General features: G+C 50.1%; 32 protein-coding genes, 1 tRNA gene, 1 pseudogene and 1 other annotated feature. Of the genes and pseudogenes, 11 read left to right on the forward strand and 23 right to left on the reverse strand.

Features of this window, described 5'->3' with window-relative positions:
• Positions 1-100: 100 nt before the first annotated feature.
• Positions 101-1,819: pseudogene (locus QUE34_RS01350) on the reverse strand (flagellar biosynthesis protein FlhA); the annotation flags it as partial.
• On the opposite strand from QUE34_RS01350, the gene lafU reads away from it, so the two are divergent.
• The 5 genes from lafU to prfH all read left to right on the forward strand — a co-directional run bounded on the left by lafU (position 1,785) and on the right by prfH (position 6,141).
• Positions 1,785-2,570, forward strand: a complete 786-nt coding sequence (gene lafU / locus QUE34_RS01355; protein WP_162754239.1) for a putative lateral flagellar export/assembly protein LafU — start codon at positions 1,785-1,787, stop codon at positions 2,568-2,570. The pseudogene QUE34_RS01350 and the gene lafU sit on opposite strands and share 35 nt — an antisense overlap.
• A gap of 70 nt (positions 2,571-2,640) precedes the next feature.
• Complete coding sequence (dinB, locus tag QUE34_RS01360) at positions 2,641-3,696, forward strand: DNA polymerase IV (RefSeq protein WP_001226166.1); 1,056 nt, start codon at positions 2,641-2,643, stop codon at positions 3,694-3,696.
• Positions 3,693-4,145 (forward strand): GNAT family N-acetyltransferase, encoded by a 453-nt coding sequence (locus QUE34_RS01365; protein ID WP_072000924.1) that lies wholly within the window; start codon positions 3,693-3,695, stop codon positions 4,143-4,145. Before dinB ends, QUE34_RS01365 begins: the two co-directional genes overlap by 4 nt.
• 245 nt (positions 4,146-4,390) lie before the next feature.
• Entirely contained in the window at positions 4,391-5,530 is a 1,140-nt protein-coding gene (locus QUE34_RS01370; protein WP_032302477.1) for an RNA ligase RtcB family protein, read from the forward strand.
• Positions 5,527-6,141, forward strand: coding sequence for a peptide chain release factor H (prfH, locus tag QUE34_RS01375; protein WP_032183297.1), 615 nt, complete (start codon positions 5,527-5,529; stop codon positions 6,139-6,141). Before QUE34_RS01370 ends, prfH begins: the two co-directional genes overlap by 4 nt.
• Positions 6,142-6,197: 56 nt before the next feature.
• Here prfH and pepD read toward each other — a convergent pair whose 3' ends face one another.
• Entirely contained in the window at positions 6,198-7,655 is a 1,458-nt protein-coding gene (gene pepD / locus QUE34_RS01380; protein ID WP_032302480.1) for a cytosol nonspecific dipeptidase, read from the reverse strand.
• A 260-nt stretch (positions 7,656-7,915) separates the two neighbouring features.
• On the opposite strand from pepD, the gene gpt reads away from it, so the two are divergent.
• The 3 genes from gpt to crl all read left to right on the forward strand — a co-directional run bounded on the left by gpt (position 7,916) and on the right by crl (position 10,169).
• Positions 7,916-8,374: a xanthine phosphoribosyltransferase gene (gene gpt, locus QUE34_RS01385; protein WP_001291990.1), complete on the forward strand. Its 459-nt coding sequence runs from the start codon at positions 7,916-7,918 to the stop codon at positions 8,372-8,374.
• 91 nt (positions 8,375-8,465) lie between these two features.
• Positions 8,466-9,710 carry an esterase FrsA gene (gene frsA, locus QUE34_RS01390; protein ID WP_032302481.1) on the forward strand — a complete coding sequence of 415 codons (1,245 nt, stop codon included), beginning with the start codon at positions 8,466-8,468 and terminating at the stop codon, positions 9,708-9,710.
• 57 nt (positions 9,711-9,767) lie between these two features.
• The gene (gene crl / locus QUE34_RS01395) at positions 9,768-10,169 is read left to right on the forward strand and encodes a sigma factor-binding protein Crl (protein WP_000174675.1); all 402 of its coding nucleotides are present in this window, start codon (positions 9,768-9,770) and stop codon (positions 10,167-10,169) included.
• Between the two features lie 38 nt (positions 10,170-10,207).
• On the opposite strand, the gene phoE is transcribed toward crl, so the two are convergent.
• Positions 10,208-11,263: a phosphoporin PhoE gene (gene phoE, locus QUE34_RS01400; RefSeq protein WP_032302482.1), complete on the reverse strand. Its 1,056-nt coding sequence runs from the start codon at positions 11,261-11,263 to the stop codon at positions 10,208-10,210.
• A 287-nt stretch (positions 11,264-11,550) separates the two neighbouring features.
• On the opposite strand from phoE, the gene proB reads away from it, so the two are divergent.
• From proB to QUE34_RS01415, 3 genes are all read left to right on the forward strand, one after another.
• The gene (gene proB, locus QUE34_RS01405) at positions 11,551-12,654 is read left to right on the forward strand and encodes a glutamate 5-kinase (protein ID WP_001285288.1); all 1,104 of its coding nucleotides are present in this window, start codon (positions 11,551-11,553) and stop codon (positions 12,652-12,654) included.
• Positions 12,655-12,665: 11 nt separating this feature from the next.
• On the forward strand, positions 12,666-13,919 hold the full coding sequence (gene proA, locus QUE34_RS01410; protein WP_032302484.1) for a glutamate-5-semialdehyde dehydrogenase: 1,254 nt from the start codon (positions 12,666-12,668) through the stop codon (positions 13,917-13,919).
• A gap of 114 nt (positions 13,920-14,033) precedes the next feature.
• A tRNA-Thr gene (locus tag QUE34_RS01415) sits at positions 14,034-14,109 on the forward strand.
• A gap of 14 nt (positions 14,110-14,123) precedes the next feature.
• Here the strand turns inward: QUE34_RS01415 and QUE34_RS01420 are convergent.
• From QUE34_RS01420 to QUE34_RS01510, 20 genes are all read right to left on the reverse strand, one after another.
• The gene (locus QUE34_RS01420) at positions 14,124-15,242 is read right to left on the reverse strand and encodes a tyrosine-type recombinase/integrase (RefSeq protein WP_001132557.1); all 1,119 of its coding nucleotides are present in this window, start codon (positions 15,240-15,242) and stop codon (positions 14,124-14,126) included.
• Positions 15,164-15,514, reverse strand: a complete 351-nt coding sequence (locus tag QUE34_RS01425) for a helix-turn-helix domain-containing protein (protein WP_071784265.1) — start codon at positions 15,512-15,514, stop codon at positions 15,164-15,166. Before QUE34_RS01425 ends, QUE34_RS01420 begins: the two co-directional genes overlap by 79 nt.
• A complete protein-coding gene (locus QUE34_RS01430; protein WP_000488407.1) occupies positions 15,486-15,764 on the reverse strand; it encodes a DUF4222 domain-containing protein in 279 nt (92 codons plus the stop codon). The genes QUE34_RS01425 and QUE34_RS01430 overlap by 29 nt, the downstream gene beginning before the upstream one ends.
• Before the next feature lie 47 nt (positions 15,765-15,811).
• Complete coding sequence (locus tag QUE34_RS01435) at positions 15,812-16,030, reverse strand: TraR/DksA family transcriptional regulator (protein ID WP_000763385.1); 219 nt, start codon at positions 16,028-16,030, stop codon at positions 15,812-15,814.
• Between the two features lie 105 nt (positions 16,031-16,135).
• Positions 16,136-17,349, reverse strand: a protein-coding gene (locus tag QUE34_RS01440; RefSeq protein WP_394295875.1) for an IS3 family transposase whose coding sequence is annotated in 2 segments (ribosomal slippage) — positions 16,136-17,061 and positions 17,061-17,349 — 1,215 coding nt in all. Because the reading frame shifts where the segments join, the coding sequence is not laid out codon by codon here.
• Positions 16,952-17,068: a sequence feature (AL1L pseudoknot), on the reverse strand. (Overlaps the previous gene by 117 nt.)
• Positions 17,350-17,441: 92 nt before the next feature.
• Entirely contained in the window at positions 17,442-17,657 is a 216-nt protein-coding gene (locus QUE34_RS01445) for a hypothetical protein (protein ID WP_000188870.1), read from the reverse strand.
• Between the two features lie 76 nt (positions 17,658-17,733).
• Positions 17,734-17,925, reverse strand: coding sequence for a DUF1382 family protein (locus QUE34_RS01450; protein ID WP_000548531.1), 192 nt, complete (start codon positions 17,923-17,925; stop codon positions 17,734-17,736).
• Positions 17,898-18,080: a DUF1317 domain-containing protein gene (locus QUE34_RS01455; RefSeq protein ID WP_000682306.1), complete on the reverse strand. Its 183-nt coding sequence runs from the start codon at positions 18,078-18,080 to the stop codon at positions 17,898-17,900. Before QUE34_RS01455 ends, QUE34_RS01450 begins: the two co-directional genes overlap by 28 nt.
• Positions 18,077-18,757 (reverse strand): lambda exonuclease family protein, encoded by a 681-nt coding sequence (locus QUE34_RS01460; RefSeq protein WP_000186812.1) that lies wholly within the window; start codon positions 18,755-18,757, stop codon positions 18,077-18,079. Before QUE34_RS01460 ends, QUE34_RS01455 begins: the two co-directional genes overlap by 4 nt.
• Positions 18,754-19,539, reverse strand: a complete 786-nt coding sequence (bet, locus tag QUE34_RS01465) for a phage recombination protein Bet (RefSeq protein WP_001302855.1) — start codon at positions 19,537-19,539, stop codon at positions 18,754-18,756. Before bet ends, QUE34_RS01460 begins: the two co-directional genes overlap by 4 nt.
• 5 nt (positions 19,540-19,544) lie before the next feature.
• Positions 19,545-19,841: a host-nuclease inhibitor Gam family protein gene (locus QUE34_RS01470; protein ID WP_000995486.1), complete on the reverse strand. Its 297-nt coding sequence runs from the start codon at positions 19,839-19,841 to the stop codon at positions 19,545-19,547.
• 74 nt (positions 19,842-19,915) lie between these two features.
• Positions 19,916-20,059, reverse strand: a complete 144-nt coding sequence (gene kil / locus QUE34_RS01475; protein ID WP_000372937.1) for a host cell division inhibitory peptide Kil — start codon at positions 20,057-20,059, stop codon at positions 19,916-19,918.
• Positions 20,028-20,192 carry a protease FtsH-inhibitory lysogeny factor CIII gene (locus QUE34_RS01480; protein WP_001198861.1) on the reverse strand — a complete coding sequence of 55 codons (165 nt, stop codon included), beginning with the start codon at positions 20,190-20,192 and terminating at the stop codon, positions 20,028-20,030. Before QUE34_RS01480 ends, kil begins: the two co-directional genes overlap by 32 nt.
• A 72-nt stretch (positions 20,193-20,264) precedes the next feature.
• Positions 20,265-20,633 carry a DUF2528 family protein gene (locus QUE34_RS01485; protein WP_000065362.1) on the reverse strand — a complete coding sequence of 123 codons (369 nt, stop codon included), beginning with the start codon at positions 20,631-20,633 and terminating at the stop codon, positions 20,265-20,267.
• A 182-nt stretch (positions 20,634-20,815) separates the two neighbouring features.
• On the reverse strand, positions 20,816-21,067 hold the full coding sequence (locus QUE34_RS01490) for a hypothetical protein (protein ID WP_000394299.1): 252 nt from the start codon (positions 21,065-21,067) through the stop codon (positions 20,816-20,818).
• A gap of 58 nt (positions 21,068-21,125) precedes the next feature.
• On the reverse strand, positions 21,126-21,398 hold the full coding sequence (locus QUE34_RS01495; RefSeq protein ID WP_000088203.1) for a transcriptional antitermination N peptide: 273 nt from the start codon (positions 21,396-21,398) through the stop codon (positions 21,126-21,128).
• Positions 21,376-21,558 carry a hypothetical protein gene (locus QUE34_RS01500; RefSeq protein WP_000438343.1) on the reverse strand — a complete coding sequence of 61 codons (183 nt, stop codon included), beginning with the start codon at positions 21,556-21,558 and terminating at the stop codon, positions 21,376-21,378. The genes QUE34_RS01495 and QUE34_RS01500 overlap by 23 nt, the downstream gene beginning before the upstream one ends.
• Positions 21,559-22,126: 568 nt before the next feature.
• Complete coding sequence (locus QUE34_RS01505) at positions 22,127-22,648, reverse strand: hypothetical protein (protein ID WP_001130059.1); 522 nt, start codon at positions 22,646-22,648, stop codon at positions 22,127-22,129.
• A gap of 238 nt (positions 22,649-22,886) precedes the next feature.
• On the reverse strand, positions 22,887-23,087 hold the full coding sequence (locus tag QUE34_RS28530; RefSeq protein WP_434088152.1) for a hypothetical protein: 201 nt from the start codon (positions 23,085-23,087) through the stop codon (positions 22,887-22,889).
• A 62-nt stretch (positions 23,088-23,149) separates the two neighbouring features.
• Positions 23,150-23,845, reverse strand: a complete 696-nt coding sequence (locus QUE34_RS01510; protein ID WP_001302016.1) for a LexA family protein — start codon at positions 23,843-23,845, stop codon at positions 23,150-23,152.
• Positions 23,846-23,892: the final 47 nt, after the last annotated feature.

Below are 23,892 nucleotides of genomic sequence, written 5' to 3' on the forward strand. Positions count from 1 at the left end.
GCAGAGAAAACTGGCCGATTTTCTCTGCACAGGAGGGATAATACAAGGCCGGATAAGGCGTTCACGCCGCATCCGGCAATTGTGCACCGATGCCGGATACCTACATCAACGCCCCCATTATCTTCAACTCCAGCTCATCCGGCACTTCGTTATACGACAGCACATGCAACCCCGGCGCAAACAACTTCGCATAACGCGCCAGCAACGGGCGCAGCTGCGGCGGCACCAGCAGCACCGGGTCTTTCCCCGCCGCTTTCATCTGCTCTTTTACCTGCGGCATCGTACTCTGGAACTGGTTGAGCATATTCGGGTCCACTGGCACGCTATCAAGCATCACTTTGCCGCCCTGTTGCGCCTGATTCACCACGTTGGTCAGCAGATTTTCCAGTTCATTATTCAGCGTATACACCGCCAGCTCCTGCTTGCGAACGAACGGATGGGTAATGCTGCGCCGCAGTGCCAGGCGCACATCGGCCGCCAGCAGAATATGATCTTTGGTGACGGTGCTACTGGCGACCAGCACGGTGGCGATGGTGACGATATCGCGCAGGGAAACGCCTTCGGTCAGCAGTGCCCGGTACACTTTCAGCAACTGGCTGTAATTCAGCGCCGCACTCAAATCCTCCGCCAGGCGCGGTGCCATCGACGACAAACGGTTATGCAGCTGAGTAATATCGTCATAGTTAAACAAATCAGGAATATAGCTGCGCACAATCTTATTCACATGCGTGGCAATTACGCTGGCGCTGTCGATCACCTGATACCCCATATTCAGCGCCTTCGCTTTCTGCGCAGGCTGGATCCAGGTCACCGGCATCCCGTACGCCGGGTCGTTCCCCAGCACGCCGTCAATCTCACCGTAGGTTTCACTGGAGGGCAGAGCCATCAGCTTATCCGCCGGAATATCCGCTTCATCGGCCTTAATGCCGTTGATGAAAATGGCGTACTGACTGGGCTTGAGGCGGAAGTTTTCGCGAATGCGGATCTCCGGCAGCAGCACGCCGTTGCCGTCGGAAATCACCTGCCGCACGCCGCGAATACGCTGGGTGAGCGGGTTGCCCTGCGCTTTATCCACCAGCGCCACCAGTTTGTAACCGAGGCTTAAACTGATGGGCTCGATCAGCGGAATGGTTTCCCAACTGACCTGTTGCTCGCTGGTTTCAGTGATTGTGCGGGTCAGCGTTTCGAGGCTTTTCTCTTCCGCCTCCGCCGCCTGCGGGCGTTTGCTCATTCGCCAGCCGGTAAAGCCAAGCAAGGCGCTGAACATCAGGAACGGGAAGTGCGGCATTCCCGGCACCACCGCCAGCACGAACATAATCCCGGTGGCGGTGTAGAGCACCGACGGGCTTGCCAGCAGCTGGTGGCGCACATCATGGGCGATATCGCCGTTGTCGCTGACGCGGGTGACGATAATCGCCGCCGCGGTGGAGAGCAGCAGGGAAGGGATCTGCGCCACCAGGCCGTCACCGATGGTCATCAGCACATACTGCTGGAAGGCGGCATCGGCGCTCAGGTTGTATTTGAAGATCCCGATACAAACGCCGCCAATCAGGTTGATCGCCAGAATCATCATCCCGGCGATGGCATCCCCGCGCACAAACTTCGATGCCCCGTCCATCGCGCCGTAGAAATCGGCCTCGCTGGCAACATCTTTGCGGCGGGTCTGCGCCTGCGCCTGGTTGATCAACCCGGCGTTAAGATCGGCGTCAATCGCCATCTGCTTGCCGGGCATCGCGTCCAGGGTAAAACGGGCAGAAACCTCGGAAATACGCTCGGCCCCTTTGGTGACGACAATAAAGTTGATTGTCAACAGTGTTAGTAAATCTGAGCGTGAAAGCATTATCGCCGCGCTGCACGGGCAGTCGATTTTCAATGGCGGCGGGCTGTCGCCGTTAAATAAAATCAGCCCGACGCATCCGCCGAAACCTGCCACCGTGGCGGTGCCGGAAGAGACGGAGAAAAAAGCCCGCGACGTCAACGAGAAAACGGCGCTACTGAAGAAGAAGTCTGCCACTGAGCTTGGCGAGCTGGCGACCAGTATCAACACCATCGCCCGCGATGCGCATATGGAAGCCAATCTGGAGATGGAGATTGTCCCGCAGGGATTACGCGTGCTGATTAAAGATGACCAGAACCGCAATATGTTTGAACGCGGCAGCGCGAAGATTATGCCGTTCTTTAAAACGCTGCTGGTGGAACTCGCGCCGGTATTCGACTCGCTCGACAACAAAATTATTATTACCGGGCATACCGATGCGATGGCCTATAAAAGCAATATCTACAACAACTGGAACCTTTCGGGTGACCGCGCGCTCTCGGCCCGTCGGGTGCTGGAAGACGCCGGGATGCCGGAAGATAAAGTGATGCAGGTAAGCGCGATGGCGGACCAGATGCTGCTGGATGCCAAAAACCCACAAAGCGCGGGTAACCGGCGCATTGAGATTATGGTGCTCACCAAAAGCGCGTCCGATACGTTGTATCAATATTTTGGTCAGCATGGGGATAAGGTGGTGCAGCCGCTGGTGAAAAAGCTGGATAAGCAGCAGGTGCTTTCGCAGCGAACGCGTTAAATGCTGAATCTTTACGCATTTCTCAAACTCTGAAATCACTGTATACTTTACCAGTATTGAGAGGTGAGCAATGCGTAAAATCATTCATGTGGATATGGACTGCTTTTTCGCCGCGGTGGAGATGCGCGACAATCCCGCCCTGCGCGATATCCCTATTGCTATTGGCGGCAGCCGCGAACGCCGGGGGGTGATCAGCACCGCCAATTATCCCGCGCGTAAATTTGGCGTGCGTAGCGCAATGCCAACCGGCATGGCGCTCAAACTGTGTCCGCATCTCACCTTGCTTCCAGGGCGCTTTGACGCCTACAAAGAAGCGTCAAATCATATCCGCGAAATCTTCTCTCGCTACACATCGCGTATTGAGCCGCTGTCACTGGATGAAGCCTATCTCGACGTCACCGATAGTGTCCATTGCCACGGCTCTGCGACCCTTATCGCTCAGGAAATCCGCCAGACGATCTTCAACGAGCTGCAACTGACGGCGTCTGCGGGCGTTGCGCCGGTCAAGTTTCTCGCCAAAATCGCCTCAGACATGAATAAACCCAACGGTCAGTTTGTGATTACGCCGGCAGAAGTTCCGGCATTTCTGCAAACCTTACCGCTGGCAAAAATTCCCGGTGTCGGCAAAGTCTCGGCGGCAAAACTGGAAGCGATGGGGCTACGAACCTGTGGCGATGTACAAAAGTGTGATCTGGTGACGTTGCTTAAACGCTTTGGCAAATTTGGCCGCATTTTGTGGGAGCGTAGCCAGGGCATTGACGAGCGCGACGTTAACAGCGAAAGGTTGCGAAAATCCGTCGGTGTAGAACGCACCATGGCGGAAGATATTCATCACTGGTCTGAATGTGAAGCGATCATCGAGCGGTTGTACCCGGAACTTGAACGTCGTCTGGCAAAGGTAAAACCTGATTTACTGATTGCCCGCCAGGGGGTGAAATTAAAGTTCGACGATTTTCAGCAAACCACCCAGGAACACGTCTGGCCGCGGCTGAATAAAGCTGACTTGATCGCCACTGCGCGTAAAACCTGGGATGAACGCCGTGGCGGGCGCGGTGTGCGGCTGGTGGGGCTGCATGTGACGTTGCTGGATCCGCAAATGGAAAGACAACTGGTGCTGGGATTATGAATAACATACAAATAAGAAACTATCAGCCTTGCGATTTTCAGCAACTATGCGCTATTTTCATTAGAGCGGTTACGATGACCGCCAGTCAGCATTATTCACCACAACAAATTGCCGCCTGGGCGCAGATTGACGAATCTCGCTGGAAAGAGCAACTCGCGAAATCACAAGTGCGAGTTGCTGTGATTAATGCACAACCGGTTGGTTTTATTTCCCGCATTGAACATTATATCGATATGTTATTTGTTGACCCTGAATATACTCGCCGTGGGGTTGCCAGCGCTTTGTTAAAACCTTTGATTAAGTCTGAATCCGAACTTACGGTGGACGCCAGCATAACCGCAAAACCCTTTTTTGAACGTTATGGTTTTCAGACAGTTAAGCAGCAACGCGTTGAATGCCGGGGAGCGTGGTTTACTAATTTTCATATGCGATATAAACCGCAACATTAAATCCAGCTTGCAATGAAAATAACGCCCGCCTAATATGTGCGCGTTTTCTTATTCCACAAACTGCAAGGAGGTAAATCATGAAAAATCCTTTATCAATGACTCTTTGCAGACCTTTCCAGGATTAATTCTTTTTTTCTTGCCCTGGATTCGTCTGCCATTTCCTGATTTTTATATTTATATACTCTAAATAATTCGAGTCGCAGTACATGCAACTTGAAGTATGACGAGTATAAATGGAATGATACATGGGCAAATATATTCGTCCCTTATCCGATGCGGTATTTACCATCGCATCTGATGACCTGTGGATCGAGAGTTCAGCGATCCAACAATTACACACCACGGCAAATTTACCCAACATGCAGCGCGTAGTGGGGATGCCAGATTTGCACCCCGGACGCGGCTATCCGATTGGCGCAGCGTTCTTCTCCGTAGGCCGTTTTTACCCGGCACTGGTCGGCAATGATATCGGCTGCGGTATGGCGCTATGGCAAACAGATATTCTCGCGCGTAAATACAACGCCGATAAGTTTGAAAAGCGATTATCTGCGCTGGATGACGTTGCTGAAGAAAGCTGGCTGGAGGAAAACCTGCCGTCAGCGTTTGCACAGCATCCGTGGCGCTGCGCGCTTGGCTCTATCGGTGGCGGTAACCACTTTGCAGAACTGCAACAGATTGATCAAATCATCGACGCGGAACTGTTTGCACTGTCAGGTCTGGATGCGCAGCATCTGCAACTGCTGGTCCATAGCGGCTCGCGTGGTTTAGGGCAGTCTATTTTACAGCGGCATATTGCCTCGTTTTCGCATCATGGTTTGCCGGAAGGCAGTGACGACGCGCTAAGTTATATTGCGGAACATGATGATGCGCTGGCGTTTGCGCGTATTAATCGCCAGCTGATCGCTTTGCGCATAATGCAACAAGTTAAGGCCAACGGAAATTCGGTTCTGGATGTGGCGCATAACTTTGTTAGCGCATGTCGAATCGGCGATCAACAAGGATGGTTACACCGTAAAGGGGCTACGCCGGATGACAACGGTCTGGTGATTATTCCCGGTTCACGCGGTGATTACTCCTGGCTGGTTAAACCTGTTGCGAACGAAAAAACGCTTCACTCACTGGCGCATGGGGCAGGGCGTAAATGGGGGCGCACCGAGTGTAAAGGGCGTCTGGCAGCGAAATACACGGCGACGCAACTCTCACGTACTGAACTTGGCAGTCGGGTAATTTGTCGCGATAAACAACTCATCTTTGAAGAAGCGCCACAAGCCTATAAATCGGCTGAAAGTGTGGTGCAATGTCTGGTGCAGGCCGGTTTAATTATTCCTGTCGCGCGACTGCGTCCGGTGCTGACGCTCAAAAACAGTGGAGGGAAAAAAGGATGATCTTGCTACAACTCTCCTCAGCTCAGGGGCCGGAAGAATGTTGTCTCGCAGTGAAAAAGGCACTGGACAGGCTGATTAAAGAAGCTGCCCGACAAGACGTCGCGGTAACGGTGCTGGAAACAGAAACGGGTCGCTACTCTGACACACTGCGTTCGGCGCTGGTTTCACTTGATGGCGACAACGCATGGGCACTAAGCGAAAGCTGGTGTGGCACTATCCAGTGGATTTGTCCGAGTCCGTATCGCCCTCATCATGGGCGCAAAAACTGGTTTCTGGGCATTGGGCGTTTTACTGCAGATGAGCAGGAGCAATCCGATGCGATCCATTATGAGACGCTGCGTTCGTCGGGGCCGGGCGGTCAACATGTCAATAAAACCGACTCGGCGGTACGCGCCACGCATCTGGCATCCGGGATTAGCGTGAAGGTTCAGTCAGAGCGCAGCCAACATGCCAACAAACGGCTGGCGCGATTGCTGATTGCCTGGAAGCTGGAGCAACAGCAACAGGAAAATAGCGCGGCGCTGAAATCGCAGCGGCGAATGTTCCATCACCAGATTGAACGTGGCAACCCGCGACGGACGTTTACAGGGATGGCTTTTATCGAAGGATAAGAAAGGATGAAACTGCCGGAAGGCGATCAAACGCCATCCGGCAGCAAATCAAAAAATTACTTCGCCGGAATTTCTTTCAGCAGTTCTGTCAGCAGTGTCCAGTAATGGCCTACGCTTTCGATGTGAACTTGCTCATCCGGAGAGTGTGGACCGGTGATGGTTGGCCCGATAGAAACCATGTCCATTTCCGGATACGGCTTTTTAAACAGGCCACATTCCAGACCCGCGTGAATAATCTGGATGTTCGGCGTCTTGTTGAACAGACGCTGATAGGTTTCACGTACCAGATGCATCACCGGAGAGTTAGCGTCCGGCTGCCAGCCAGGATATGCGCCTTTCGCTTCGGTTTTCGCGCCTGCCAGTTTACCCAGCGAATCCAGCATGCTCACCACGTAGTCTTTACCGCTGTCGATCAGAGAACGGATCAGGCAGTGAATTTCTACGTTGTTGTCGGTCATGGTCACGACACCGACGTTCAGTGAGGTTTCAACCACGCCTTTTGCCACGTCGGAGTTGCGGATCACACCGTTCGGGGTGGCGTTCAGCAGACGAATAAAGGTATCGCGAGATTTCGCAATCAGGGCAGCTTTATCGTTCGCAACAGAGTCCAGCAGCAATGCCAGATTTTTCTCTTTCTCTGCCAGCTCGTTTTTCAGGATCTCCTGATAGGTATTCACCAGCGTTTTCAGGGCGTCGACTTTATCAGCTGCGACAGCGATGGTCGCAAAGGCTTCACGCGGGATGGCGTTACGCAGTGTGCCACCGTTGAAATCGATAAGGCGCAGGTCCAGCTCTTCCGCATGACCCGCCAGGAAGCGCACCAGCAGTTTGTTGGCATTACCCAGGCCAACGTGGATTTCACCGCCGGAGTGACCGCCTTTCAGACCTTTTAAGGTTAACTTGAAGGTTTCAAAACCAGCTGGAACCGCTTCACGATCTAAATGCAGGTTGGAGGTGAAGTCGATACCCCCAGCACAACCCATGTAGATTTCACCTTCTTCTTCGGAGTCGGTGTTAATCAGAATGTCAGCCTGCAACCAGTTGCTCTGTAAGCCGAACGCCCCGTCCATACCGGCTTCTTCGGTCATGGTTAGCAGCACTTCCAGCGGGCCGTGAACCACGTTTTCGTCAGCCAGAACCGCCAGTGCAGAGGCCATACCAATGCCGTTATCCGCACCCAGCGTGGTACCGCGCGCTTTAACCCATTCGCCATCAATATAAGGCTGGATAGGATCTTTAGTGAAATCGTGCACGGTATCGTTATTTTTCTGCGGCACCATATCGAGGTGGGCCTGCAAGACGACTGGTTTACGATTTTCCATACCTGCGGTAGCAGGTTTACGAATCAGGATATTACCCACCTGATCGCGTTCGACATGGAAACCTTTCTCTTTTGCCCAACCAACAATGTATTCAGCGAGTTGCTCTTCATGATAGGACGGGTGAGGAATAGAACAGATTTTGGCAAAAATATCCCACAGCGGCTGTGGAGATAATTGAGACAGTTCAGACACGTTAAGTCTCCTTGTCGATCACCCGCAAAACAGTATTGCAGGTCACAGGGTTAGCAGAAAATGTTGTCAACACAAGACAGGCTTGCGAGATATGTTTGAGAATACCACTTTATCCCGCGTCAGGGAGAGGCTGTGCGTAAAAAGACGCGGACTCATGTGAAATACTGGTTTTTAGTGCGTCAGATCTCTATAATCTCGCGCAACCTATTTTCCCCTCGAACACTTTTTAAGCCGTAGATAAACAGGCTGGGACACTTCACATGAGCGAAAAATACATCGTCACCTGGGACATGTTGCAGATCCATGCACGTAAACTCGCAAGCCGACTGATGCCTTCTGAACAATGGAAAGGCATTATTGCCGTAAGCCGTGGCGGTCTGGTACCGGGTGCGTTACTGGCGCGTGAACTGGGTATTCGTCATGTCGATACCGTTTGTATTTCCAGCTACGATCACGACAACCAGCGCGAGCTTAAAGTGCTGAAACGCGCAGAAGGCGATGGCGAAGGCTTCATCGTTATTGATGATCTGGTGGATACCGGCGGTACTGCGGTTGCGATTCGTGAAATGTATCCAAAAGCGCACTTTGTCACCATCTTCGCTAAACCGGCAGGTCGTCCGCTGGTTGATGATTATGTTGTTGATATCCCACAAGATACCTGGATTGAACAACCGTGGGATATGGGCGTCGTATTCGTCCCGCCAATCTCCGGGCGCTAATCTTTTCAACGCCTGGCACTGCCGGGCGTTGTTCTTTTTAACTTCAGGCAGGTTACAATAGTTTCCAGTAAGTATTCTGGAGGCTGCATCCATGACACAGGCAAACCTGAGCGAAACCCTGTTCAAACCCCGCTTTAAACATCCTGAAACCTCGACGCTAGTCCGCCGCTTTAATCACGGCGCACAACCGCCTGTGCAGTCGGCCCTTGATGGTAAAACCATCCCCCACTGGTATCGCATGATAAACCGTCTGATGTGGATCTGGCGCGGCATTGACCCACGTGAAATCCTCGACGTTCAGGCGCGTATTGTGATGAGCGATGCTGAACGTACCGACGATGATTTATACGATACGGTGATTGGCTACCGCGGCGGCAACTGGATTTATGAATGGGCCACCCAGGCGATGGTGTGGCAACAAAAAGCTTGTGCGGAAGAAGATCCACAACTCAGTGGTCGTCACTGGCTGCATGCGGCCACGTTGTACAACATTGCCGCCTATCCTCATCTGAAAGGGGATGACCTGGCCGAGCAAGCGCAGGCTTTGTCAAACCGTGCCTATGAAGAGGCCGCCCAACGTCTGCCGGGCACGATGCGGCAGATGGAGTTTACCGTACCAGGCGGTGCGCCCATCACCGGCTTTTTGCATATGCCGAAAGGCGATGGCCCGTTCCCGACGGTATTAATGTGTGGTGGTCTGGATGCGATGCAGACGGATTATTACAGTCTGTATGAACGTTATTTTGCCCCGCGCGGCATTGCGATGCTGACTATTGATATGCCGTCGGTGGGCTTTTCTTCAAAATGGAAGCTCACCCAGGACTCCAGCCTGTTGCATCAGCACGTCTTAAAGGCGCTGCCTAACGTCCCGTGGGTGGATCACACCCGTGTCGCGGCCTTTGGTTTCCGTTTTGGCTCTAACGTTGCTGTGCGTCTGGCATATCTTGAATCGCCGCGTCTGAAAGCGGTTGCCTGTCTTGGTCCGGTAGTTCATACCCTGTTGAGTGATTTTAAGTGCCAGCAACAGGTGCCGGAAATGTATCTTGACGTTCTGGCGAGTCGTTTGGGGATGCATGATGCTTCCGATGAAGCGTTGCGTGTGGAACTGAATCGTTATTCATTAAAAGTGCAAGGATTGCTGGGCCGTCGCTGCCCAACGCCAATGTTATCAGGCTACTGGAAGAACGATCCGTTCAGCCCGGAAGAGGACTCACGCTTAATCACCTCATCATCTGCTGATGGTAAATTGTTAGAGATTCCGTTTAATCCGGTGTATCGGAATTTTGACAAAGGTCTTCAGGAAATCACGAGCTGGATCGAAAAACGATTGTGTTAAAAATTTGCTAAATTTTACCAGTTTGGTAAAACAGGTGCATCACAACAGGAGATCGCAATGACGTTACCGAGTGGACACCCGAAGAGCAGATTGATCAAAAAATTTACCGCACTAGGCCCCTATATTCGTGAAGGTAAGTGCGAAGATAATCGATTCTTTTTCGATTGTCTGGCTGTATGCGTCAACGTGAAACCAGCGCCGGAAGTGCGTGAGTTCTGGGGTTGGTGGATGGAGCTTGAAGCGCAGGAATCCCGTTTTACTTACAGTTACCAGTTTGGTCTGTTCGATAAAGCAGGCGACTGGAAGAACGTTCCGGTAAAAGATGCCGAAGTGGTTGAGCGACTGGAACATACCCTGCGTGAGTTTCATGAGAAGCTGCGTGAACTGCTGACGACACTGAATCTGAAGCTGGAACCGGCGGATGATTTTCGTGATGAACCGGTGAAGTTAACCGCGTGAGTGAAAAGTGCCGGATGCGCCGCATCCGGCAATCTCCATTAAAACTGATAGGTTATCCCAACCGCGACAATATCATCATTATTAATATTTAATTTGTTATCGCTGTCCAGTTGGTTGATTTTATAATCAACAAACGCTGACATATTTTTGTTGAAATAATATGTAGCACCGACATCAATATAATTGACCAGATCCTCATCACCGATGCCCTCAATATCTTTCCCTTTCGATAAGACATAACCCAGCGATGGACGCAGGCCAAAGTCGAATTGGTATTGAGCGACTGCTTCAAAGTTCTGCGTCTTATTGGCAAAGCCGCCAGAGATTGGCGTCATTTTACGCGTTTCAGAATAGAAAGTTGCCAGGTAAATATTATTGGCATCGTATTTCAGGCCTGTTGCCCATGCTTCTGCACGCTTGCCCGTGCCACGGCTTTGCAGGTTCTGCTCGTTGGTGCGATCGGAGTTGGTATAGGCCCCACTAATGGCAAAATCGCTGCCGCCAAAGTCATATGTCAATGACGTGCCGAAGCCATCACCGTTTTGCTTTTTAACGTCGCGGTTTTCGTTTTTTCCTTGATATTGCAGGGTTAAGTTCAGACCATCGATAACGCCGAAGAAGTCGGTGTTCCGATACGTTGCCAGTCCGCTGGCGCGTTTGGTCATAAAGTTGTCGGTCTGCGCGGAGGAATCGCCGCCGAATTCCGGGAACATATCGGTCCAGGCTTCCACGTCATACAGCGCCCCCAGGTTACGACCATAGTCGAAAGAACCCAAATCTTTATATTTCAACCCGGCAAAGGCAAGACGCGTTTTTTGCTGAGCAGTATCACTCTCTGCTTTATTTCCGGCAAACTCTGCTTCCCAGCGACCATAACCGGTCAGTTGATCGTTAATTTGTGTTTCGCCTTTAAAACCAAAACGGATATAACTTTGGTCGCCATCTTTACTGTCATTATCGCTCATATAATGCATGGCTTTAACTTTGCCATAGATATCCAGTTTATTACCGTCTTTGTTATATATTTCTGCGGCCTGTACGGATGCCGATGCCACAATGCCCATCACCACTAATGCCAGAGTGCTCTTTTTCATTTTCATTCCTGATTTTAATTAACGCGCGAATATTCAGCGGGAGTGTCCCGTTGAAAACAGGAAAGTTTTTAACCTGAGATTGTTAAAGATATATTACAGATTAATGATATTCTTAAAATGTGGTAATTTATTAAATCTGTAATAAAAGCGTAAACAACTGCCGCTACGCTTGCTGATCCCGCGCAACAAAACGCCATGCTTTGCTTGCAGATGGTTGGCAACCGGCGACAGTCCTGCTAAAACGTTCGTTTGATATCATTTTCCCTAAAATTGAATGGCAGAGAATCATGAGTGACAGCCAGACGCTGGTGGTAAAACTCGGCACCAGTGTGCTAACAGGCGGATCGCGCCGCCTGAACCGTGCCCATATCGTTGAACTTGTTCGCCAGTGCGCGCAGCTACATGCCGCCGGGCATCGGATTGTAATTGTGACGTCGGGGGCGATTGCCGCCGGACGTGAGCACCTGGGTTACCCGGAACTGCCAGCGACTATTGCCTCGAAACAACTTCTGGCGGCGGTAGGGCAGAGTCGACTGATTCAACTGTGGGAACAGCTGTTTTCGATTTATGGCATTCACGTCGGGCAGATGCTGCTAACTCGTGCTGATATGGAAGACCGTGAACGCTTCCTGAACGCCCGCGACACCTTGCGTGCGCTGCTCGATAACAACATCGTTCCGGTAATCAATGAGAACGATGCTGTCGCTACTGCAGAGATTAAAGTCGGCGATAACGATAACCTTTCGGCGCTGGCGGCGATTCTGGCGGGTGCCGATAAACTGTTGTTGCTGACCGATCAAAAAGGTTTGTATACCGCTGATCCGCGTAGCAATCCGCAGGCAGAACTGATTAAAGATGTGTACGGCATTGATGACGCTCTGCGCGCGATTGCTGGTGACAGCGTTTCAGGTCTTGGAACCGGCGGCATGAGCACTAAATTGCAGGCCGCGGACGTGGCTTGCCGTGCGGGTATCGACACCATTATTGCCGCGGGCAGTAAGCCGGGTGTCATTGGTGATGTGATGGAAGGTATTTCCGTCGGTACGCTGTTCCATGCCCAGGCGACTCCGCTTGAAAACCGCAAACGTTGGATTTTCGGTGCGCCGCCTGCGGGTGAAATCACGGTAGATGAAGGGGCAACCGCCGCCATTCTTGAACGCGGCAGCTCCCTGTTGCCGAAAGGCATTAAAAGCGTGACTGGCAATTTCTCGCGTGGTGAAGTCATCCGCATTTGCAACCTCGAAGGTCGCGATATCGCCCACGGCGTTAGTCGTTACAACAGCGATGCATTACGCCGTATTGCCGGACACCACTCGCAAGAAATTGATGCAATACTGGGATATGAATACGGCCCGGTTGCCGTTCACCGTGATGATATGATTACCCGTTAAGGAGCAGGCCGATGCTGGAACAAATGGGCATTGCCGCGAAGCAAGCCTCGTATAAATTAGCGCAACTCTCCAGCCGCGAAAAAAATCGCGTGCTGGAAAAAATCGCCGATGAACTGGAAGCACAAAGCGAAAGCATCCTCAATGCTAACGCCCAGGATGTTGCTGACGCGCGTGCCAATGGCCTTAGCGAAGCGATGCTTGACCGCCTGGCACTGACGCCCGCACGGCTGAAAAGCATTGCCGATGATGTGCGCCAGGTGTGTAACCTCGCCGATCCAGTGGGGCAGGTAATTGATGGCGGGGTGCTGGACAGCGGCCTGCGTCTGGAACGCCGTCGCGTGCCGCTGGGGGTGATTGGCGTGATTTATGAAGCGCGCCCGAACGTGACGGTAGATGTTGCTTCGCTGTGCCTGAAAACAGGTAACGCGGTGATCCTGCGCGGCGGCAAAGAAACGTGTCGCACTAACGCGGCAACGGTGGCGGTGATTCAGGACGCCCTGAAATCCTGTGGCTTACCGGCGGGTGCCGTGCAGGCGATTGATAATCCTGACCGTGCGCTGGTCAGTGAAATGCTGCGTATGGATAAATACATCGACATGCTGATCCCACGCGGCGGGGCTGGGTTGCATAAACTGTGCCGCGAGCAGTCGACGATTCCGGTAATCACAGGTGGTATAGGCGTATGCCATATTTACGTTGATGAAAGTGCAGAGATCGCTGAAGCATTGAAAGTGATTGTCAACGCGAAAACTCAGCGCCCGAGCACGTGTAATACGGTAGAAACGTTGCTGGTAAATAAAAACATCGCAGATAGCTTCCTGCCCGCATTAAGCAAGCAAATGGCGGAAAGCGGCGTGACATTACACGCTGACGCAACTGCGCTGGCGCAGTTGCAGGCAGGCCCAGCGAAGGTGGTGGCTGTTAAAGCCGAAGAGTATGACGATGAGTTCCTGTCATTAGACTTGAACGTTAAAATCGTCAGCGATCTTGACGATGCCATCGCCCATATTCGTGAACACGGCACGCAACATTCCGATGCGATCCTGACCCGCGATATGCGCAACGCCCAGCGTTTTGTTAACGAAGTGGATTCCTCCGCTGTTTACGTTAACGCCTCTACGCGTTTTACCGACGGCGGCCAGTTTGGTCTGGGGGCGGAAGTTGCGGTAAGCACACAAAAACTCCACGCGCGCGGCCCAATGGGGCTGGAAGCTCTGACCACCTACAAGTGGATCGGCATTGGTGATTACACCATTCGTGCATAAATAAAACCGGGTGATGCAAAAGTAGCCATTTGATTCACAAGGCCATTGACGCATCGCCCGGTTAGTTTTAACCTTGTCCACCGTGATTCACGTTCGTGAACATGTCCTTTCAGGGCCGATATAGCTCAGTTGGTAGAGCAGCGCATTCGTAATGCGAAGGTCGTAGGTTCGACTCCTATTATCGGCACCATTTAAATCAATAAGTTACACATCATTAGTACCTTCCTTATTTTTTGACTGGGACAAATTTGGGACCGATGGGTTCAGGATCGAGTCTATTTGCCGTGCGTGTTCGGTAAGGTGATTAGGTGCAAGGTGAGCATATCGACGAACCATTTCGATAGACTCCCAGCCTCCCATTTCCTGTAACACTGACAACGGGACTCCGGCTTGAACCAGCCAACTTGCCCAGGTGTGTCTCAAGTCGTGAAATCTGAAATCATCAATACCAGCCCGTCTCAGCGCCGCTTTCCAGGCTGTGTTTGCGTCATACCGCATCTTCCTTACTGTTGGCGCTTTCGTTCCGTCTGGTTTGGTACAGCTTTCCTTGTACACAAATACCCAACGGTGATGATTCCCGATTTGTTTTTTCAAAACGCGACATGCAGTATCATTCAGCGCAACGCCAATTGCGCGGTTTGATTTACTCTCTTCCGGGTTTATCCATGCCACCCGGCGCTGCATGTCTATTTGTTGCCATTCAAGGTTGATGATGTTCGAGCGTCTTAAGCCTGTTGCAAGTGCAAATTCAACAACAGACTTTAATGGCTCCGGACATTCATCAATCAGCCTTTGTGCTTCATGAGGCTCCAGCCAGCGGATCCGTTTATTCTTTGGTTGAGGCACTTTAATAATTGGTGCCTTATCCAGCATTTTCCATTCACGCTCTGCGGCTCTTAGCAGGGCCTTTATAAATGAAAGATGCGTTGCCTTCGTCGCAACGGACGCTGGTTTTGGCGTGTATTCTGGAACTGGTTTCCCTTTTTTTCTGCATGCTTCTGCCCTGAGTTTCCAGTTTTCCTCATGACGCCGGTTCGTCATTTTCTGCATTGCTGAATAAATTTTTGATTCAGTAATGTCTCTTAGTTGCATTCCTGCGAAATGTTGAAGCCAGAATCCGATCCGGCTTTTGTCATCGTCCAGTGATTTTTTATGTGCTTTCTCTTCAAGCCACCTGACACACGCTTCCTCGAACGTTATATCAGGTATTTCACCAAGTTTGCTGACCCGCCATGCTTCAGCCTTTAGCTTGTCATGGAGTTCTGTCGCCTGCCTTTTGTCCTTTGTTCCAAGAGACTGTTTAAATCTTTTACCGTTCGGCAATGTGAAACTGGCGTACCATATTTCACCTCTGCGGAAGAGTGACATTTTCTTTCCTCTGTTATGCCATCACCCGCGCTCACCTGGACAGTATGCAGCGGAGACTGAAGCGCCGCAATGCAGGCTTGTCGTGTTGTGAGGTAAGGAGATTTTAGTTTAGTGGGGTCTTTGCGTGTTGCCTGTAGGCGGCCTGTTCGTATCCAGTTGGTAGCGGTAGGTCTGGATATCTTGAGAAACTGACAGGCCTCATCGAGTGTGAGGCTGTATGATTCCATGGTTACCTCTGCTTTTTGAACGCATGTCACGTAACTTCTTAATGTGTTCTGCCGTTTCGATCTCTTCTGCTATCCGATCTGCATCAGCTTTATTCACAGGTTCAAAGTCATGATTAAAGCGGAACATGCTGGCGATACATGTTCTGCCTTTTCGGATGTAGTGAACTTTGTTGTGGGTAGAACGCAGGATTTTGCAGGGAGTGCCGTGGTGGTCGACGTACCAGGTGTTAGGAAAAATGATTCTGAACATTTTTACACCTCAGTTGGACGATGTTGAAATTTGCTGCTTTGAGGCCATCACAGTCCCCATTGTTTGTTCTTAAGTTCGATCTCCTCCTGGCAACTTGCACAAGTCCGACAACCCTGAACAGCCAGGCGTCTTCGCTCATCTATCGGATCGCCACACTCACAACAATGAGTTGCGGATACAGTCTGGTAGTTCAGACGACGCATTTTTATTGCTGTATTGCGCTGTAATTCTTCGATTTCTGATGCTGAATCAATGATGTCTGCCATCTTCCATTAATCCCTGAATTGTTGGTTAATACGCTTGAGGATGAATGCGAACAATAAAAAAGGTGAACCGCCCCGGTTTTCCTGGAGAGTGTTTTATCTGTGAACTCAGGCTGCCAGATCATCGTTTCTGATGGAAGCATAATAAGCTTTTTCTGCTTCTGCCGGAGGGATATGACCCAGCCTTCCCAGCAATCGTCGATTGTTATACCAGTCCACCCACGTGAGTGTGGCCAGTTCCACTTCTGCACGGTTTTTCCAGCTCTTACGGTGTATTACCTCCGCTTTGTAAAGACCATTGATGCTCTCCGCCATCGCGTTGTCATACGAGTCACCTGTACTCCCTGTTGATGCCAGCAGTTTTGCTTCTTTTAGTCGCTCCGTATAGGCCAGTGATACATACTGAGAACCTTTATCACTGTGATGGACTGTGCCGGACGGCCGACGGGCCCACAACGCCTGCTCCAGTGCATCCAGCACGAATGTCGTTTCCATAGACGATGAGACTCGCCACCCCACGATACATCCGGCAAACACATCAATGATGAACGCCACATAGACGAAGCCCTGCCATGTGCTGACGTAAGTAAAATCAGCCACCCACAGCTGGTCAGGACGTTCTGCCACGAACTGACGGTTTACGCGGTCGCCTGCGGAAACGGCTTTCCGGCTGACGGTAGTACGGACCTTTTTACCCCGGAGAACACCGGCAAGTCCCATAACCGCCATGAGGCGCGCCACTGTACATCTGGCCACCCTGATACCTTCGCGTAACAACTGGCGCCAGACTTTACGCACACCGTACACCTGATGATTTTCATCGTATACGCGCTGTATCTCTCTCTTCAGCCAGTCATCGCGCTGAGCACGGGCACTGCGTTTATCAGGATGATGTCGCTGTTGCTGACAGTGGTAATACGTTGACGGGGCAATATGCAGCTCACTGCATACCGGTCCGACCCCGTACTGCTCACGCAGCTTATCCAGCAGTGGCATTATTTTTTCCAGAGGCGGTCGAACTCCGCCTTCGCAAAATAAGCGGAAGCCTGGCGAAGGATATCGTTACTGCGGCGCAGTTCACGATTTTCACGTTCCAGCTCTTTCAGACGCTGACGTTCAGCGGTGGTGAGTCCACCATCACCGCCCCCGGTATCCCGCTCATGCTGACGAACCCACACACGCAGAGTCTCTGGTGTACAGCCAATCTTTGGGGCAATGGAACAAATTGCCGCCCATTGTGAGTCATATTCGCCCTGACTTTCCAGAACCATACGGACTGCCCGTTGACGGACCTCGGGGGAAAAACGTGTATTTTTAGTCATCCTGTTTACCTCTTTCTCAGGGAGTTTAGTCTCCAGGATTCCCGGGGCGGTTCAAGGAGCCTGTAGCTCCCTGATGATTTTGCTTTTCATGTTCACCGTTCCTTAAAGACGCCGTTTAACATGCCGATCGCCAGGCTTAAATGAGTCGGTGTGAATCCCATCAGCGTTACCGTTTCGCGGTGCTTCTTTAGTACGCTACGGCAAATGTCATCGACGTTTTTATCCGGAAACTGCTGTCTGGCTTTTTTGATTTCAGAATTAGCCTGACGGGCAATGCTGCGAAGGGCGTTTTCTTGCTGAGGTGTCATTGAACAAGCCCCATGTCGGCAAGCATAAGCACACAGAATATGAAGCCCGCTGCCAGAAAAATGCATTCAGTGGTTGTCATACCTGGTCTCTCTCATCTGCTTCTGCTTTCGCCACCATCATTTCCAGCTTTTGTGAAAGGGATGCGGCTAACGTATGAAATTCTTCGTCTGTTTCTACTGGTATTGGCACAAACCTGACTCCAATTTGAGCGAGGCTATGTGCCATCTCGATACTCGTTCTTAACTCAACGGGAGATGCTTTGTGCATACAGCTCCCCGTTTATTATTTATCTCCTCAGCCAGCCGCTGTGCTTTCAGGGGATTTCTGATAACAGAAAGGCCGGGAAATACCCAGCCTCGCTTTGTAACGGAGTAGACGAAAGTGATCGCACCTACCCGGATATTATCGTGAGGATGCTTCATCGCCATTGCTCCCCAAATACAAAACCAATTTCAGCCAGTGCCTCGTCCATTTTTTCGATGAACTCCGGCACCATCTCGTCAAAACTCGCCATGTACTTTTCATCCCGCTCAACCACGACATAATGCAGTCCTTCACGCTTCATACGTGGGTCATAGTTGGCAAAGTACCAGGCATCTTTTCGTGTCACCCACATGCTGTACTGCACCTGGGCCATGTAAGCCGACTTTATGGCCTCGAAACCACCGAGCCGGAACTTCATGAAATCCCGGGAGGTAAACGGGCATTTCAGCTCAAGGCCATTGCCGTCACTGCATAAACCATCGGGAGAGCAGGCGGTACGCATACTTTCGTCGCGATAGATGATCGGGGATTCAATAACATTCACGCCGGAAGTGAACTCAAACAGGGTTCTGGCGTCGTTCTCGTACTGTTTTCCCCAGGCCAGTGCTTTAGCGTTAACTTCCGGAGCCACACCGGTGCAAACCTCGGCAAGCAGGGTGTGGAAGTAGGACATTTTCATGTCAGGCCACTTCTTTCCTGAGCGGGGCTTTGCTATCACGTTGTGAACTTCTGAAGCGGTGATGACGCCGAGCCGTAATTTGTGCCATGCATCATCCCCCTGTTCGACAGCTCTCACGTCGATTCCGGTACGCTGCAGGATAATGTCCGGTGTCATGCAGCCACCTTCTGCTCAGAGGCTTTCTGTTTCAGGAATCCAAGAACTTTCACTGCTTCGGCCTGTGTCAGTTCTGACGATGCGCGAATGTCGCGGCGAAATATCTGGGAACAGAGCGGCAATAAGTCGTCATCCCATGTTTTATCCAGGGCGATCAGCAGAGTGTTAATCTCCTGCATGGTTTCATCGTTAACCGGAGTGATGTCGCGTTCCGGCTGGCGTTCTGCAGTGTATGCAGTATTTTCGACAATGCGCTCGGCTTCATCCTTGTCATAGATACCAGCAAATCCGAAGGCCAGACGGGCACACTGAATCATGGCTTTATGCCGTAACATCCGTTTGGGATGCGACTGCCACGGGCCGGTGATTTCTCTGCCTTCGCGGGTTTTGAATGGTTCGCGGCGGCATTCATCCATCCACTCGGTAACGCAGATCGGATGATTACGGTCTTTGCGGTAAATCCGGCATGTACAGGATTCATTGTCCTGCTCAAAGTCCATGCCATCAAACTGCTGGTTTTCATTGATGATGCGGGACCAGCCATCAACGCCCACCACCGGAACGATGCCGTTCTGCTTATCAGGGAAGGCGTAAATTTCTTTCGTCCACGGATTAAGGCCGTACTGGTTGGCGACGATCAACAATGCGATGAACTGCGCATCGCTGGCATCACCTTTAAATGCCGTCTGGCGAAGAGTGGTGATCAGTTCCTGTGGGTCGACAGAATCCATGCCGACACGTTCAGCCAGCTTCCCTGCCAGCGTTGCGAGTGCTGTACTCATCCGCTTTATACCTCTGAATCAATATCAACCTGGTGGTGAGCAATGGTTTCAACCATGTACCGGATGTGTTCTGCCATGCGCTCCTGAAACTCAACATCGTCATCAAACGCACGGGTAATGGCTTTTTTGCTGGCCCCGTGGCGTTGCAAATGATCGATGCAGAGTGATTCAAACAGGTGCTGGGGCAGACCTTTTCCCATGTCGTCTGCCAGTTCTGCCTCTTTCTCTTCACGGGCGATCTGCTGGTAGTGACGCGTCCAGCTCTGAGCCTCAAGACGATCCTGAATGTAATAAGCGTTCATGGCTGAACTCCTGAAATAGCTGTGAAAATATCGCCCGCGAAATGCCGGGCTGATTAGGAAAACAGGAAAGGGGGTTAGTGAATGCTTTTGCTTGATCTCAGTTTCAGTATTAATATCCATTTTTTATAAGCGTCGACGGCCTCACGAAACATCTTTTCATCGCCAATAAAAGTGGCGATAGTGAATTTAGTCTGGATAGCCATAAGTGTTTGATCCATTTTTTGGGACTCCTGGCTGATTAAGTATGTCGATAAGGCGTTTCCATCCGTCACGTAATTTACGGGTGATTCGTTCAAGTAAAGATTCGGAAGGGCAGCCAGCAACAGGCCACCCTGCAATGGCATATTGCATGGTGTGCTCCTTATTTATACATAACGAAAAACGCCTCGAGTGAAGCGTTATTGGTATGCGGTAACGCCGCGCTCAGGCGGCTTTGATAGTCATATCATCTGAATCAAATATTCCTGATGTATCGATATCGGTAATTCTTATTCCTTCGCTACCATCCATTGGAGGCCATCCTTCCTGACCATTTCCATCATTCCAGTCGAACTCACACACAACACCATATGCATTTAAGTCGCTTGAAATTGCTATAAGCAGAGCATGTTGCGCCAGCATGATTAATACAGCATTTAATAAAGAGCCGTGTTTATTGAGTCGGTATTCAGAGTCTGACCAGAAATTATTAATCTGGTGAAGTTTTTCCTCTGTCATTACGTCATGGTCGATTTCAATTTCTATTGATGCTTTCCAGTCGTAATCAATGATGTATTTTTTGATGTTTGACATCTGTTCATATCCTCACAGATAAAAAATCGCCCTCACATTGGAGGGCAAAGAAGATTTCCAATAATCAGAACAAGTCGGCTCCTGTTTAGTTACGAGCGACATTGCTCCGTGTATTCACTCGTTGGAATGAATACACAGTGCTGTGTTTATTCTGTTGTTTATGCCAAAAATAAAGGCCACCATCAGGCAGCCTTGTTGTAAATGTTGCAGGTATCAAGTAAGTAATTAGATGGAGCGCCATAAATTATGAATTCATCGTTTGTCGGGTCCATCTCCATCTCTTGTCCTATTGCCATTCTTGCGTCAGTGTCGTCAGCGGCGAAGCATAAAACAGCCCACGCACCCATTGTTTTAAAAAGAACTGCAATTGGCTGTGGTTTTACTGAATTTGCGTTAGCGCGAAAATCACAAATCGCACTTTCATGAAATTCCATATATCACCTCAAATAAGTGGTTTGCTGCCTAATTTCATTTTCTGGCGACCAACACAAGTCATCTTGCTGTCAGTTGTTTGGATTTACGGTAGCCTGCCGCGTAAAGAGCTACATTTGGAAGACAAGTTGAGCCTTCATATTTTCTGGTCAACGTTGTCAGTGTTATTACTTCTGCTCTCATTGCTGGTTTGCGTTTGCATTGTAAGACCACTCGTGATGGGGTTGGCCTGTGTAGTTTGTCGGAGCTAATCGCCTCCTGACTTTGCAGGTTTGCGCGACGAGCTCTACGGCGAGAAGCTGCGGTGCCTTTAAATTCTGTTTTTCTGGACATAGATTCCTCCCGAATAAACTTTGGCGATGCAATCTCGAAGCTCCTCCTGAGACGGTTGCTTCGGCATTGCATCCCACAGCTTATGTGGTTGGGTGATCTGGCTTTTCAGCCACGTAGTCGAGAGTCGACGTTGTTTAAAGAGCCTGCCAGTCTGTTCCATTTGGCTTCCAGCGTCCTGCTGATGGTTAAATAGTACGATATGTACTTCACTTGGTCAATACAATTTGTTCTAAAACGGGGCGTTTTTTTACAACGCTTTGTATTTAATAGTATTGTTTTTTAGCGTGGGTGTATTGCCTCGGCGATGTAAGGAGAGATCAGAATTGCGTTGTTTAGTGAGTTGTATCTATTTATTTTCCAATAAATACAATTGGTTATGTGTTTTTTTGGGCGAGAGGAAAAGAAAACCCGGCATGGAGGCCGGGTTGATGATTAGCGGTGTGGCCTTGAGCGATAATGCTCACACACATGTTCAAGATTTCCATGCCTTATCCGTTCATAGGCATTCACATGAACTTCTCGATCGAATTGGTCATTCAAATTGTATGTAGACATCTGTGTTTTCTCATATTGGCGGCAGCCCTACAACCGCTTGAAAAAATGTACCAGACGCGCTAAGGTTACATCGCAAATATTGTGTACCTTAACAAGGGCTCCTTTTGGAGGCTCTGGTTAAACAGCATCAATGTCGGACTGGGGAGTTGGACATTGTGCTGAATGCTTTTGCATTATTGAGGCCGAACGTAAACCTTCAGAATTGAAGAGATGCGTTCGGCTTCTTCGTTTGTGATATCGTTAGGAATGCCTTTAATCGTTACTGTAACCCCTGATTCAGGTCGAAGAACTACTGGAAGATCATAGGTATGAAGTGCATTAGCCTTGCCTTCGACTTTTGTTGGTTCGCCAGTCAAATCTTTTTCCTCACTGGATTCTTTGTCAATCGGAGTGTATGGGATTTCTTCACCAGACTGGAAAGCTACAAACTTTTTGATTGCACTTTCCATGCGGCTTTTATATGCAGTAATGCTGCTGTCGCTAGGCTTCGGCTCAGTTGCGTTGATGTATCGCTCGGCAAGCTCATTCACATCAAGCTGAGTAACATCACCCATTTCCTCTTCTTGGACTACCGTTAAGAGGCGAGCGGATGAGTTTTTTAAATTTCGAGCGGTGGCCTCCTTCATTATGTTCAGCGACATAAGCTCTTCAAGGAAGTCCTTGAATGCCTGCACGCTAACGTTTGACTTTGCCATTTGCTCTCTCTCTAAGTTATTGACTCAGATCGAGTTTATCCAGGAATTGATTTGCATGCAAGACTCAAGTCTTGAGAATTTCCGTTCAAGATCCACTCTCAATAAAAAAGGCCGCACCTCTGCGACCTTTCATCTCCTAAATCTCTTTTCTCTTACCTAAAGAAACAGCAGGCTGGGTCAGCCCTAACAACTTCAAGTGCATCGGTCAGAGAAAGCTCCGTGCTATACAGGTGTTATTTCATATCTTTTTGCATCCAATAAATTTTCCATCTGTCCAGAGAGCGGATGCACTTGATTCTTGTTGATGGCAGGACGTTTTTTCACCTGCCTCACCCTGCCATACAGGACGCTGCTCACCGATATCTATCGTCCGGTCATTGATGTTATAGACAATATCCAGATCATTACGGATATACTCAGATGGCCTTATGCTTTCAATGAATAGATGAACTTCTTTTTGACCGCTTGATACTCATGGCCATTAAACTCCATCTATCCTCTTTACCCAAACGTCTCTTCAGGCCATTGGCTGGCGATAACTTTCCCCACAACGGAACAACTCTCATTGCATGGGATCATTGGATATTGCGGGTTTAGTGGTTGTAGAAACACCTGACCGCTATCCCTGATCAGTTTCTTGAAGGTAAATTCATCACCACCAAGTCTGGCTATGCAGAAATCGCCGGGCTCAACAGCTTGCTCAGGGTCAACCAGAATTAACATCCCGTCAGGAAAACTAGGTTTGGAACCTGTTGGTGCGGTCATTGAGTTACCTTCAACCTCAAGCCAGAATGCAGAGTCACTGGCTTTTTTGGTTGTGCTTACCAATCTCTCCGCATCACCTTTGGTAAAGGTTCTGAGTTCTGGAGAGAACATCCCAGCCTGAACATGAGAAAAAACAGGGTACTCATATTGTTTTTTAACTGGGGCCGATGAGTATTCGCCAACAGGTGAAAATGTCCCGTCGTGGTTGAATGATATGTTATCAATACCAAGGTATTTAAACACCACACCAATATCACTAAGAGATGGATGACGAGATCCGCGCAACCAGTGTCCAATTCCACCCTGCGTCATACCTAGCTCTTCGGCTAACTTCTCTTGAGTTATGCCGAGCTCTTTCATTCTGGATCTAGCCAGTTCATACCATTTCATTTTCATGTCCTTATTATTACGCTCTGTACTGGAACCATCCATGCACAATGTGTATTTTTACTTGTATTTGAGAAGTACATATTGTATTT

The organism is Escherichia sp. KS167_9B, from assembly GCF_030295215.1.
Classification (GTDB): Bacteria; Pseudomonadota; Gammaproteobacteria; order Enterobacterales; family Enterobacteriaceae; genus Escherichia; species Escherichia coli_F.